The organism is Pseudomonas sp. 5P_3.1_Bac2 (assembly GCF_025465995.1).
Classification (GTDB): Bacteria; Pseudomonadota; Gammaproteobacteria; order Pseudomonadales; family Pseudomonadaceae; genus Aquipseudomonas.
This window is the reverse complement of sequence record NZ_JANLNY010000019.1, coordinates 42,281-55,458: the sequence shown is the minus strand read 5'-3', so window position 1 is coordinate 55,458 and position 13,178 is coordinate 42,281. Positions and strand designations below refer to the sequence as shown.

Below are 13,178 nucleotides of genomic sequence, written 5' to 3'. Positions count from 1 at the left end.
TTATTCCCCGCAGCCTGATAATTAAGTTACCTGCCTCAGTAGGGCTGAATGAACCAGTGAAGTGCTTTGGATATTCAGGGAATTAGGGCTGCAGGCAGTTTTATCCTGTGGGTTAGAATTAATTGATGAAGCTGTTGCCTATACTGCGCTGTGTAATGGCGGCTAATTGTGAGCATCACCGGATGCTTTCCCAGTCTTTATTCAGGTTAATGCTATGGCCGTATTGGCCCCGACTAAATCCATATCCGCAACTGAGCTAAAGCATCTGATCGCCTGCCATGAGTGCGATCTATTGATGCGTCGGCCAGAGCCCGAGTGTGGGCAGAAAGTTGAATGCCCGCGTTGTGGTTACGAGTTATATACCTTACGCCCGCAGGTGATTCGCCGCAGTTTGGCCTTAGTGCTGGCTGCGTTGTTGCTGTACGTGCCGGCGAACTTCTTGCCGATCATGCAATTAAACCTGCTCGGTAGATCCACTGAAGACACTATATGGTCGGGGGTGGTGGGCCTGTATAACAGCGGTATGCAAGGCATTGCCGTGGTGGTGCTGCTGTGCAGCATGGTGATACCGCTGCTCAAGTTGCTGTGCCAGTTTGCGGTGCTGTTGAGTATTCGCTGGGATATTGGCCGCAGCTACGGCTTGCTGCTCTACCGGATTTATCACCACCTGCGCGAGTGGGGCATGCTGGAGGTCTACTTGATGGGCATCCTGGTGGCCATCGTTAAGCTGGTGGACCTGGCGGAGCTGCATCTGGGCTTGGGCCTGTTCTGCTTTATCGGCCTGTTGTTGGTGCAGGTGTGGTTGGAGGTGACTATGTCGCCGCAACAGATCTGGCAGGCTTTGTCCGGGGAGGATCAGCATGCGCGCGATTGATGCAGGGGTGCTGATCTGTCACGACTGTCATCAGCTCAACTTGCAGGATACCGAGCAGGAGCATCAGCATTGCAGCCGCTGCGGCGGCAAGCTGCATGCGCGCCGGCCCAACAGCCTGGCGAGGACGTGGGCGTTATTGTTGACTGCAGCGGTGCTGTATATCCCGGCTAACTTACTGCCAATTATGACGGTCAATTCACTGGGGAGCGGTCAGTCCGACACTATTATGTCGGGGGTCATTGAGCTGGTGCAGCACGGCATGATCCCCATTGCTGCGGTGGTGTTTATCGCCAGCATCCTGGTGCCGACTTTTAAGCTAATCGGCATTGCTGTACTGCTGATCTCGGTGCAGCGCCATCAACACATGTCGGCGCGCCAACGGATTTTGATGTACCGCTTTATTGAGTGGATTGGGCGCTGGTCGATGCTGGATATATTTGTCATTGCCATCTTGGTGGCGGTGGTGAATTTCGGCAGCCTAGCAAGCATTTTACCGGGCTACGGCGCGACTGCTTTTGCCAGCGTGGTGGTGTTGACCATGTTGGCGGCTTTAACTTTCGATCCCCGTTTGATCTGGGACAACACGGCAACGGATGACCACGATGAATGACTTACCTTTGGCCAAAGCACGCCCAGCATCGAGCTGGTCGACGATTTGGATCTTGCCCCTCATTGCCCTGCTGATTGGTGGCTGGCTCGGCTGGCGTGCCTATAACGAGGCCGGCGTCGATATTGAAGTGACCTTTAGCACCGGTGAGGGCCTGCAGGCAGGCAAGACTGAGCTGATTTACAAAGGTATGACCATCGGCAAGGTCACTAACTTGGAGCTGGATGACCAAGGCCAAACCAAAGGTGTGCGGGCCACTATCGAGGTGGACAAGGAGGCCGAGGAGCACCTGCGCGAACATTCACGTTTCTGGCTGGTGAAACCCAGCGTGTCGGTGGCCGGTATCACTGGCTTGGAGACCTTGGTTTCGGGTAACTACATCAGCGTGGCGCCAGGCGATGGCAAGGTGAAGCGCAAGTTTGTCGCGCTTAATGAAGCGCCGCCCTTAGCCGATGATGAGCCTGGCTTGCACCTGACGCTCAAGGCCGATCGCTTGGGTTCGCTTAATCGCGACAGCCCGGTGTTCTATAAGCAAATCCAGGTCGGTCGGGTGAAGAGCTACGCGCTGATGGAGGATCACAATCAGGTTGAGGTGAAGATCTTTATCCAGCCGGAGTACGCCTCGCTGGTGCGAAAACACACGCGCTTTTGGAATGCCAGCGGCGTGTCGATTGCTGCCGGTTTGTCCGGGCTGAAGATCCGCACCGAATCCCTGGCCAGTATCGTGGCCGGTGGTATTGCCTTCGCCACGCCGGAGCATCGCAAGGACAGCCCAGCCACGGACCCGAGCATTCCGTTTCGCCTGTACGAGGACTTTGACGCGGCCCAGGCCGGGATCAAGGTGAATCTGCAACTGCACGAGTTCGACGGGGTTGAGCCGGGCCGTACGCCGGTGATCTGGAAAGGCATTCAAGTCGGTTACCTGAAGACCTTCCAAGTCGACGATGACTTGGGCGGCGCCCATGTGGAGCTGATGCTTGATCCGCGTACCGAAGATAACTTGGTCGAAGGCACCGACTTCTGGATGGTTAAGCCGTCGATTTCCTTAGCCGGCATTACGGGCTTGGAGGCGCTGGTTAAAGGTAACTACATCGCCGTGCGGCCAGGTAAAAAAGGCGGTAAGCCGCAGCGCGATTTCGTCGCCCGGGCCAAAGCGCCGCCGCTTGATCTATCGGCGCCGGGGCTGCATCTGGTGCTGTACAGCGATGCCCGTGGCTCGTTGGAAGTTGGCAGCCCGGTGCTGTTTAAACAGCTGAAGGTTGGTTCGATCCAGAGCGTACAGCTGTCGCAAAACAAACAGCAGGTGGCCTTTGGCGTGCACATCGAACCGGAGTACATGGATCTGGTTAACGACAGTACGCGCTTCTGGAATGCCAGTGGTATCACGCTCAAGGGCGGCCTGGGTGGCGTAGAGATTAAGAGCGAGTCGCTGCAAACCTTGCTTGCGGGTGGTATCGCCTTTGATACGCCTAACCCGCAGGCCAGCAAACTCAAACGCCGGGTGCAGCGCTTTAACCTCTATGCCAACCAAGACACGGCGCTGGAGCAGGGCGTGACGCTGACCATCAAGGTGCCCAGTGCGGATGGCCTGAGCCCGGGCACGGCGATTCGCTACAAGGGCTTGGAAGTCGGTAAGGTCGAGCGTATCGAGCTGACCGAGGACTTGCAGTCGGTGTTGCTGCATGCTCGGGTGACTCAAGTGACTCAGCAGATTGCCCGCGAAGGCACGCGCTTTTGGGTGGTTAAACCTGAGGTGAGTCTGACCCGTGCGGCCAACCTAGGCACTTTGGTTAGTGGCCAATATCTGGAAGTGCTGCCGGCGGCTAAAGCGGCGCCGATGAAGCAGTACTTTGTCGCGGCGAGCTCCGCGCCGAGCGCGGATGTGCGTGAAGAAGGCTTGCGCTTGGTATTGAGCACAGCGCGCCGTGGATCGATTAAGCCCGGGGTGATTGTCAGCTACCGTGAGGTGCCGGTCGGTAAGGTGACGGATTACGAGTTGGGCAATACGGCTGATCGGGTGTTGATCCATGTACTGATCGAGCCGCGTTATGCCCCACTGGTGCGCTCAGGCACGCGTTTCTGGAATGCCAGTGGCATTGGTGTGGATGCGGGCTTGTTTAGCGGCGTGAAGGTGCGTACGGAGTCGCTGGAGGCGTTGCTTGAGGGCGGTATCGCCTTTGCCACGCCGGATAGCTCGGAGCAAGGTGCGCAGGCGCTGCCGGGGCAGACCTTTGCCCTGCACGATGAGCCACAAGAGCCTTGGCTGAAGTGGGCGCCGAAAATTCCCCTGGCTAAATAAAGTCTGGCCACTAAGCCCCGGGCTCAGTACCCGCTAAAGGTAGAAACGACTAAGGGCCGCAATTGCGGCCCTTAGTCGTTGATGGCGTGTACCTGAGCGTCAGGCCGGTTCGGCGTCGAGCTCGTTGCTCTGGGCTTTAACTGCAGCATCGTCACGGCGGCGGATGTACTTCCAGTCGTTCTCGTCGATGTAGATGCCGCTAGGTCCGTTGCCGCCTTCCAGGTCGATTGCCACGTGGGCTGAGACCTGTGGTTTAACCGAGGCGAGGATCGGCACGAAGCCCAGTTGCAGGCTGGTCTCGATCAGCGCTTGCTGGTTCTTCTCGTCGATGTCGGCGGCTTCGTCGAGGTAGTAAGGCAGACGCACTTTACCGGCCTGGTCGCGATCCATCAGGTGCAGCAACAGGTACATGTTGGTCAGCGCTTTGATGGTCATGGTGGTGCCGTTGGAGGCGGCGCCGTCGATGTCGGTGTGGATCACCGGTTGGCCATGAACCTTGGTGATTTCAAAGGCCAGCTCGAACAGATCCTTCAAACCCAGTTGGTTGTGGTTAGCCGCCACCAAGCGGGCCAGGTATTCCTTGGCCTCTTCGTTCTTGCTGTCCTGTTCGCTGCTTTGCTGCAGGTCGAACACCGAGAGGGTTTCGCCTTCTTCGTACTGACCGGCGCTGTGGATGATCTGGTCGATATGTTTGAGCGCGTCCTTGTTCGGTGCCAACACGATGCGGAAGCTCTCCAGGTTGGAGACTTGGCGCTTGTTGATCTCACGGTTGAACAGGGCCAGTTGATGTTCCAGGTTGTCGTAGTCGCTGCGGATATTGCGCAGGGTCCGGGCGATATCGGTGACCGCCGCGCGGCGCGCCTTGGCCAGGGTCAGGGCTTCGTCCTGGCGGTGGGCGTAGGCGTTGACCAGCAGGTGCAGGCGGCGCTCGACGTCGTCTTCGCTGTCGAACTTGGCTACACCTTTGAGACGCACTTGGGCATACAGCGCTTCGATCTGCCCGTCGATGCGTTGCAGGCCTTGCCAGGCATCTTGGTAGTCGTTGAGCAGCGGCAGCAGGTTGTCCAGGCTGTCGTCCACCGGCTCCATATATGGTGTGCCGAAGGGCAGGTTCTGCGGCAGCAATTGGCGGCGGCGCAGGGCGTCTTCCAGGGTGCGCTCTTTGGCTTCCAAATCCGCCAGTTGGCGGCCGACCAATTGCAGTTTGGCCGAGAGCTGCTGGACGCGCTCGGTAAAGGCGTCGGCGCTGCGTTTGAGTTCGTCCTGGCTGGCTTCCAGTTGCGCCAGTTGTTCGAGCTTGGCCGGCTCTTCGGCGGTTAGGGTCTGGCTGCAGCGGAAGTCTTCCAGGGCCTTCTGTGCATCCAGTACGGCCTGGTAGTACTGATCGGCCTGGGCCTTGCTCGCGGCGCGGTCGGAGGCGACGTCCTGCTGTACTTTGAGCTGTTTGTATTCGCGATCTAGACGATCTTTTTGATCACGCAGCGCCGCGCGGTCGGCCAGCGCTTGCAGGGCCGGCGGCTCGATGGTGGCGAGGTTGATGGAAAGGCCCGGAACGGCAAATTGTTCGCCGTTAAAGCCATCGAGCAGCGCTTCGAGGGATTTAACCCAGGCGCCGTCTTCATCGAGTTGAATGCCTTTCTCGCCCAGCGGCAGGCTGAACAGCTGGCCGTTAAACAAGCGCATCAGGCGATCAACGTCCTGCTGGCTGAACTCTTCGCGCAGGCGTGAGTAGCTGTTGTTGTCGGCGTGTTCGAGCTGCTGCTTGACCGACTTGAGGCGTTTTTCCAGATCACGCAGACGCTCGCCTAAGTCCTCGGCGGAGAACTGCCGGGACTGGGCCAGGGCGCCGGCCAGTTCGTCGTGGGCGTCTTTGGCGGCGAGCAGTTGTTCTTCCAGCACCTTGGCGTCATCGACCAAGGCAAAGCGGTTTTTCAGCACCGCCAGCTCACCCAGCCAGCGCTGAATGTCACTAATTTGCCGCTCCATGCGCATCAGCTCTTGGGTGCCGCCGCGCTGCTCTTGTTGCAGACCGTCTTGCTCGCTGCGGTAGTGCTCGGCCTGGATCACCAGCTCTTCGCGGCGGGCGCCGGCGTAGTCCTGCCAAGTGCCGAGCAAGGAGTCGAGCAGCGGCGACAGGCGATGCAATTTGCCGCGCAGAATCTCCCGTTGCGCCACGCCGGACGACAGCGCCTCGATCAGCGGGCCGGCGGTGACCAGGGCTTGATAGTCCTGCTCCATGCGGCGCACGTCGCGGAAGGCTTCTTCGGTGGCAGCGATGTAGTCAACGCTGCCGGAGCGCAGGCTGTGCTCGAAGGCATCGAGGAACAGTTGCTTGAGTTTGGCCGCGGTAATTTCGCGCATGTGCAGCAGGTTGATAAACAGCGCGCGGAAGGTTTTCAGGCTCTGCTCGCTGGTGGAACGCAGCGGAATCAACGTCAGGTCCAGCGGGATGCTGGTGTGTCCGCCGACCAGCAAGCGGCGCAGCTCTTCGGGCTTCAGCTCGTAGGCTTTGATGCCGTCGCGCTCAAGGTTATTGAACAGCTCGCGTTGGCGCAGGCAGGTGCCGTTGGTTTGGTAGTGCTCCAGATTGAGGGTGCCTTGGTAGGCAAAGAACTGGTGGCCGAAACCGCCACCGGGACCGCGCCCGGCCACGCCAATCACATGGGGGCCGTGGGGCAGGGCGACTTCAACGAGGATGTAGCTGGTGTCACTGGCGAAGTAGAACTTACGCGACTGCTCCAGGCTGTACTTGCCGAAACTCATATCGGACATGCGCGCCAGAATAGGGAATTGCAGGGCGTTGATCGATGCCGATTTACCCAGGTTGTTGGCGCCGTAGACCGACAGCGGGGTTTCTAAGGGGAACAGACCGAGGCTGTAGCCTGCGGTGTTGAGAAGGGCAAAGCGGCGGATGCCATAGCGTTCCTGGCTCATTATTCAATCTCCTGGGCATCGCGTTCTTCGGCCATGGCGCGGGCCAGAGCGGCTTCTTCGGACTCTTCGGCGGCGCTGCTGGGGCTGGGCGCGGCGGGTTCGAGGGTGATGATTTCGTCTTCGTCGTCGGCCACCAGCGTCGGCGTGGGCAGCGGCAGGCTGCTGTGCAAGGTGGCGGCGAGGTTGCGGTCTTGCTGCACGCTTAGGCACACATCAAGGAAGCGGTGCATGGGCGCGAGGAAGCGGTAGATGCCGTTGTCTTCACTGGCAAAACCCAGCTGGGTCATACGCCGCATGATTTTTTCTTCCAGCTCATCCTGGGTGGTCACTTCGGCCTGGAGGAACAGGTCGCGGTACTTTTCCAGCAGCGCCGGCAACTCATCGCGCCCCAGGCTGCCGCCATCGAGCACGGCCAGCGGGTCGCGGCCTTGGTCGGCTAAGTGTTCCACCAAAATAAAGGTGAACAGGGCCAGACGCTGGGCCGTCTTGTTGACCTGGGCGCCCATCTGCTCGGGGACGAAGTAGTAGAAGCCGCGGCTGTCACAGGTCAGCTCATAGCCCAAGGCTTTGAACAGGCTGCGGTACTGGTCTTGCTGGGCGGCCAGTTGGGTGTACAGCTCAGGGTTGCTGCGGCTGATGTGGTAGCCCTTGAACAGTTCACGAAAAATCGGGGCGAGCAGGGTCAGTTCTTTGAGGTCGATATTCATTGGGCGTGGGTCCCGGCCGGCTTGATCAGGGCGTAGGAGCTCAGGCTGACCTGATGCTCGCGGGTGAGGTAGTCGCGGCGCTCCAAGCGCTCACGTTGGAAACGGCCATCGCGCGACAGCCTGGAAAACCAGTAGAGCAATTCGTCGGTGGCGCCTTCGGGCTCTTGTTCCAATAGCCAAATCATCAGATCTGGCAGCGGCAGGGCCTGCTCGCAGCGCTCGATCATCTCCCGCGCGGTACGCGGTGCCCGTGGCGCTCCGCCTTTGCGACTGCTGTGGGCTTTGGGGAACTGCGCCGGCTTGGGCTCGAAGCGGGCCAGGGCGTAAACATAAGCCTCAACTTGCGAGGCGGTCCCCAAGAAGGTGCTTTGCGGCCGGCTAAACAGCGGCATGGCTGCTTGCGGCACGGCGTCCAGACCTTTTTTGCGGATGGTGGCCAGGGCCAGGGCCGCACCACGGGTCACGGCGTTGTGCCGGCGTGCTTCTTCACGCAGCGGCAGCAGCAGTTCGCGGGCGCGGCGCAGGGTGAGCTGAGCGGTGGTTTGCATCTCCAAGATGCGCGCGTGGGTGCGCAGCAGCATGTCGTCGTCGACCAACTGGCCGAGGCGTTGCTGCTCGGCTAATAAACGCAGCAGCACGTGTTCGACGCGGTACACGCCTTGCTCGAAGGCGCCGTCGGCGGCTACCAGTTGAATCATCGGCTCGACGTATTCATCCCACGTCGCCAACACTTCGGCGTAGCGCTGACGCAGGGGAATCTGCCGATCCGAGGTCTTGGCCCGTTCGGCCACGGCGATCAGGGCTTGCTCGTCATTGCCGAGTTTCTTCAGTACGTCGCGTACGCGCATATCCAGCAGGCGCAGTTGCCGGGCCAGGTCGGCGGCATCGCGCACCTCGAAGGCATCGCGGATATACCCGGCTAAACGCTCCAGATGGCGCAGGTAGGCTTCGATCTCCAGGCACAGGCCCAAGCGGTGCTCACGGCGCAGGTAGGCGAGGAAGTCGTGGATTTGCGCATTCAGCTCGAAGCGGTTGGGGCTCTTGGCCACCGGCACCAGGATGTCGAGGCGAATCCACTGATCGAGCAGGGCGGTGACATCGGTCGGCGTGCCCTCAGGCAACTGGGCGCTGAGTTGCAGGCGCAGCTCGACCAAGCTCAAGGTGCCGTTATCAAAACGCTCACAGAGCGGCTCAAGCAACGTCCAGTGTTCAGCAAGGGCGCGCAGTACGCGCTTTGGATCAATCATCGGGGCATCCGCTGTCCAAGGATTCTGGCAAAAACGTCGATTGTACTGCATGGCGACGGTTTGGCTTGAGTGTCAGTTATCGTCTGATTATTACGCATGATTGTTGGACTGGATTCCCTCGGTTACAGCTGATCTGATCGCCAGGCTTTTGTCATACACAAGGCTTAGGCTAGGTCGCTATGACGTCTTGAAACAGGAAATGTGCCCGTTGCCCTTTCAGATCGCGGCAGTTATCGGCACAATTCGCGTCTTTTTTTTCACGGTGGCCAGCTTTGCCTGGTTCTCGTGGCTGATCTTTCAGCGTCAAGCCCCTATGGATAGGGGCTGCACGCTTGGGCCCGGACTCTTGGAGATAGGCAGACAGATGATCAAGACCCCGTATTACCTGGTCGACAAACAAAAGTTGCTCGGCAACCTGGAGAAGATCGCCTATGTGCGAGAACACTCCGGCGCCAAGGCGTTGTTGGCGCTGAAGTGCTTTGCCACCTGGTCGGTGTTTGACCTGATGCAGCAGTACATGGACGGCACCACCTCGTCGTCGCTGTATGAGCTGAAGCTCGGTCGGCAGAAGTTCGCCGGTGAAACCCACGCCTACAGCGTGGCTTGGGCCGATGATGAAATCGAAGAGATGGTCGCCAACTGCGACAAAATCATCTTCAACTCCATCGGCCAGTTGCAGCGTTTTGCCGATAAGACCGAGGGCACCATCCGTGGCCTGCGGGTTAACCCACAGGTGAGCAGCTCGGATTATCTGCTGGCCGACCCGGCGCGGCCGTTCAGCCGCTTGGGCGAATGGGACCCGGCGAAGATTGAAGCGGTGATGGATAAGATTTCCGGCTTCATGTTCCACAACAACTGTGAGAACGGCAGCTTCGAGCTGTTCGATCAGATGCTCAGCACCATCGAAGAGCGTTTTGGTCATCTGCTGGAGCAGGTGCAGTGGGTCAGCCTCGGCGGCGGCATTCACTTTACCGGTGAGGGCTACCCGATCGATCAGTTCTGCGCACGCTTAAAAGCCTTCTCCGAGCGCTTTGGTGTGCAGGTGTATCTGGAGCCGGGCGAAGCGGCGATCACCCTCAGCTCGTCGCTGGAAGTGACGGTGCTCGACACCCTGTTCAACGGCAAGAACCTCGCGGTGGTCGACAGCTCCATCGAGGCGCACATGCTCGATCTGCTGATCTACCGCCTCAACGCCAAGATGGAGCCGTGTGACGGCGAACACACTTATATGGTGTGCGGTAAGTCGTGCCTGGCCGGGGATATCTTCGGCGAGTACCAATTTGATCGTCCGCTGGCCATCGGCGATCGGCTGTCGTTTATCGACGCAGCAGGCTACACCATGGTCAAGAAAAACTGGTTCAACGGACTAAAAATGCCAGCCATTGCTGTGCGTCAACTCGACGGGACTGTCGAGCTGGTGCGCGAGTTTGGTTTTGACGATTACCTGTCCAGCTTGTCCTGAGCTGGCAGATAAGGAGAGATAAAGAAATTGAAGAAGAACGTTCTTATCATTGGTGCAGGAGGTGTCGCCAAGGTGGTGGCCCACAAGTGTGCGCAACATAACGACGAACTCGGTCGTATTAGTATTGCGTCGCGCAACATCTCCAAATGCCAGGCCATCATCGACAGCGTTATTGCCAAAGGCAGCTTGAAGCAGCCAGCGGAGATCAAGGCTTATGCCCTCAATGCGCTGGATATCGAAGCTACTCAGGCTTTGATCCGTGAAACTGAATCGCAAATCGTCATCAACGTCGGTTCTGCCTTTTTGAATATGTCGGTACTGCGTGCTTGCCTGGAAACTGGAGCCGCGTATCTGGACACCGCCATCCATGAAGAGCCGGGCAAAGTCTGTGAGACCCCGCCTTGGTATGGCAACTACGAGTGGAAGCACCTGACTGAATGTCAGGACAAAGGCGTAACCGCCATCCTCGGCGTCGGTTTCGACCCAGGTGTGGTGAATGCCTATGCCGCTTTGGCGCAACAAGAGTACTTCGACAGCATTGAGTCGATCGACATCCTCGATGTGAACGCCGGCAGCCACGGCAAGTACTTCGCCACCAATTTCGATCCGGAAATTAACTTCCGTGAATTTACCGGGCAAGTCTGGAGCTGGCAGAACAGCCAGTGGACCAGCAACCAAATGTTTGAAGTTAAACGCACTGACGACCTGCCCGTTGTAGGCGAGCAGAATCTGTACCTGACCGGCCATGACGAAGTGCATTCGCTGTCCAAGCACCTCAACGTGCCGAATGTGCGTTTCTGGATGAGCTTCGGCGAGCACTACATCAATGTCTTCACTGTGCTGAAAAACCTCGGCCTGTTGTCTGAGCAACCCGTGAAAACCGCTGAGGGCCTTGAAGTGGTGCCGCTGAAAGTGGTCAAGGCCGTGCTGCCTGACCCAGCCTCGCTGGCCCCGGGTTATAGCGGCAAGACCTGCATCGGTGATCTGGTCAAAGGCACTAAAGACGGCAAGCCGGCTGAGCTGTTTATCTACAACGTGGCCGATCATAAAGACGCTTACGTGGAGACTGACAGCCAAGGTATCTCCTATACCGCAGGCGTACCGCCAGTGGCCGCTGCGCTGCTGGTGGCGCGTGGCGAGTGGGACGTGTCGCGCATGGTCAACGTCGAGCAACTGCCGGCGCAGCCATTCCTCAAGCTGCTGGACGTCATGGGTCTGCCCACCCGGATCAAGGACGTCCACGGCGACCGCGCCTGGGATCAGCCCGCCTGATTGCTCTGAGTTCGCGTCATACACCGGTGTGACGCCGCGGCTCCAACAACGCCCGCCATTTTGGCGGGCGTTGTCGTTTTCACTGTAGGGCGTAACCGCGCAGCGTTTGCGCCATGGCGCTGCGGCGATTGACGCTTATGCCGCTGTACAGGCGCGGCTGCGCTGAAGGTCATCCCTGGATCACGTCTGCGTCTAATCCAGGCTACAGACCAGGGTTTACCGGCGTTTACGACGGTTACCTGTTCACAATGCTTCCCGCCCGGCGTGTTTCACGCGACAATCGCCGCCTTATTTACCGTATCGGCCCTGAGTGTCTTATGAATCGAAACCACTGCCTCGATCAGGGGCGTCAGGTTTGATCAGCGAATTACGCAGGCGCGCTTACTTGAGCGCTATGCAGGTGGCCAGTTGGCTGCCCCGAGTTGAGTTGCCGTTCGCCGCGCCGTCGCGCCCCGAGTTGATGGCGCCGCCTGAGCCGGTGAGCGCGCCGGCGCCGACAGTAGCTGAAGCGCCTGGTGCCGCCGTCAAGGTGACCGAGCAAGCGCCGCCGCAGCCCAGCGCTAAAGTCGAGACGCCGAGTGCGCCTCAAGGGCATAGCTCGGCCATGGCCCAGGTGCGGGCACAGATTGAAACGCCGAAAAACACCCCGGCGCAGCGCCAGGCCGTACCGGCCGACACAGCTGAAGCCGGGCAAGAGTCGCCGGCGCAAGTCAGTGCCGCCGCGCCGCCGCGTTTTACCTTGCAGTTGCTCCGCGCCGGTGCTTGCTCGGTGCTAGTCGAACTGCCTAATGGTGAGCCGCTGCAAGGCCGCGATCCGGCCTATTTGCTGCTGAAGGATTTACTGCGCGCCGCCGGCCTGCCGGACACCCCACAAGCTATCGGTGAACCGGTGCGTTGGCCGCTGTTGGTGCGCGGGCAAATGGATCAAGGCCCGCAAGCGGCGCTGGACTTTGTCCAGGCCTTTGTCGCCACGCGCTTAGAGCAACAAGCGCCATGCAGCTGCTTGTGGCTAGTCGGCCTGCCTGCCATGCGTTTTGCCGGTGATGTGGACAGCGACTATTACAACCGTGAGTTGCAGATCGAAGGCCTGGGCGCTGCCTGGGCGCTGCCGGGACTGGAACTGTTGATGGAAGAACCTGAGCGTAAACGCGAGCTGTGGCAGGCCATGCGGCGCATACGTCAGCGTTGGATGAGCCTAGCGAATGAGTGATGCGATCAGTTTCCGGCCAATGACGGCGGCGGATATCGATACCGTTTTAAAGATTGAATACGCCGCCTTTAGTCACCCCTGGACCCGCGGTATCTTCACCGACAGCCTGAGCGCCTACAGCTGCTGGGTGATGTTTGAGGGCGAGCAGCAAGTCGGCCATGGGGTGATCCAAGTGATCATGGACGAAGCCCATCTGCTCAACATCACGGTTAAGGTCGAGAGCCAAGGCCGGGGGCTGGGCCTGAAGTTGCTTGAGCACCTGATGCAGCAAGCCAAAGCCCAAGGCGCCAATGACTGCTTCCTGGAGGTGCGCGACAGCAACCGCAGCGCCTACCGTTTGTATGAGCGCTACGGCTTTAACGAAGTGGGGCGGCGCCGCGATTACTACCCGGCCGTGGGTGGGCGTGAAGACGCTTTGGTCATGGTCTGCCCGTTATTTGATTAGCCATGCCGGGCCTTGGGCCCGGGGCAATCGCCAATAAAACGCTTAAAACCGTTGCAACCAAGCAAGTGCTTGGCACAATGCAGCGGCGCTCCTATCGTGCGCCACGATAAAAATACGGGAC

At 59.3% G+C, this 13,178-nt stretch carries 10 protein-coding genes; 7 read left to right on the top strand and 3 right to left on the bottom strand.

The genetic code is table 11. From position 1 onward, the window contains the following. Window positions 1-214 precede the first annotated feature (214 nt). The 3 genes from NTD81_RS11440 to NTD81_RS11430 are packed head-to-tail and all read left to right on the top strand — an operon-like array spanning window position 215 to window position 3,780. A complete protein-coding gene (locus NTD81_RS11440; RefSeq protein WP_262182481.1) occupies window positions 215-874 on the top strand; it encodes a paraquat-inducible protein A in 660 nt (219 codons plus the stop codon). After that, window positions 861-1,484 carry a paraquat-inducible protein A gene (locus NTD81_RS11435; protein ID WP_262182480.1) on the top strand — a complete coding sequence of 208 codons (624 nt, stop codon included), beginning with the start codon at window positions 861-863 and terminating at the stop codon, window positions 1,482-1,484. Before NTD81_RS11440 ends, NTD81_RS11435 begins: the two co-directional genes overlap by 14 nt. Next, entirely contained in the window at window positions 1,477-3,780 is a 2,304-nt protein-coding gene (locus tag NTD81_RS11430) for a PqiB family protein (RefSeq protein ID WP_262182479.1), read from the top strand. The genes NTD81_RS11435 and NTD81_RS11430 overlap by 8 nt, the downstream gene beginning before the upstream one ends. 99 nt (window positions 3,781-3,879) lie before the next feature. Here the strand turns inward: NTD81_RS11430 and mksF are convergent, their stop codons facing one another. The 3 genes from mksF to mksB are packed head-to-tail and all read right to left on the bottom strand — an operon-like array spanning window position 3,880 to window position 8,668. Continuing rightward, window positions 3,880-6,714, bottom strand: coding sequence for an Mks condensin complex protein MksF (mksF, locus tag NTD81_RS11425; RefSeq protein WP_262182477.1), 2,835 nt, complete (start codon window positions 6,712-6,714; stop codon window positions 3,880-3,882). After that, the gene (gene mksE, locus NTD81_RS11420) at window positions 6,714-7,421 is read right to left on the bottom strand and encodes an Mks condensin complex protein MksE (RefSeq protein ID WP_262182476.1); all 708 of its coding nucleotides are present in this window, start codon (window positions 7,419-7,421) and stop codon (window positions 6,714-6,716) included. Before mksE ends, mksF begins: the two co-directional genes overlap by 1 nt. Continuing rightward, a complete protein-coding gene (gene mksB / locus NTD81_RS11415; RefSeq protein WP_262182475.1) occupies window positions 7,418-8,668 on the bottom strand; it encodes an Mks condensin complex protein MksB in 1,251 nt (416 codons plus the stop codon). The genes mksE and mksB overlap by 4 nt, the downstream gene beginning before the upstream one ends. Window positions 8,669-9,032: 364 nt before the next feature. Here mksB and NTD81_RS11410 point away from each other — a divergent pair, with 364 nt between their 5' ends. From NTD81_RS11410 to rimI, 4 genes are all read left to right on the top strand, one after another. Then, a complete protein-coding gene (locus NTD81_RS11410; RefSeq protein ID WP_262182474.1) occupies window positions 9,033-10,130 on the top strand; it encodes a carboxynorspermidine decarboxylase in 1,098 nt (365 codons plus the stop codon). A gap of 27 nt (window positions 10,131-10,157) precedes the next feature. Then, entirely contained in the window at window positions 10,158-11,402 is a 1,245-nt protein-coding gene (locus tag NTD81_RS11405; protein WP_262182473.1) for a saccharopine dehydrogenase family protein, read from the top strand. A gap of 355 nt (window positions 11,403-11,757) precedes the next feature. After that, window positions 11,758-12,612 carry an energy transducer TonB gene (locus NTD81_RS11400; protein ID WP_262182472.1) on the top strand — a complete coding sequence of 285 codons (855 nt, stop codon included), beginning with the start codon at window positions 11,758-11,760 and terminating at the stop codon, window positions 12,610-12,612. Next, window positions 12,605-13,057 (top strand): ribosomal protein S18-alanine N-acetyltransferase, encoded by a 453-nt coding sequence (gene rimI / locus NTD81_RS11395; RefSeq protein ID WP_262182471.1) that lies wholly within the window; start codon window positions 12,605-12,607, stop codon window positions 13,055-13,057. Before NTD81_RS11400 ends, rimI begins: the two co-directional genes overlap by 8 nt. Window positions 13,058-13,178 lie beyond the last annotated feature (121 nt).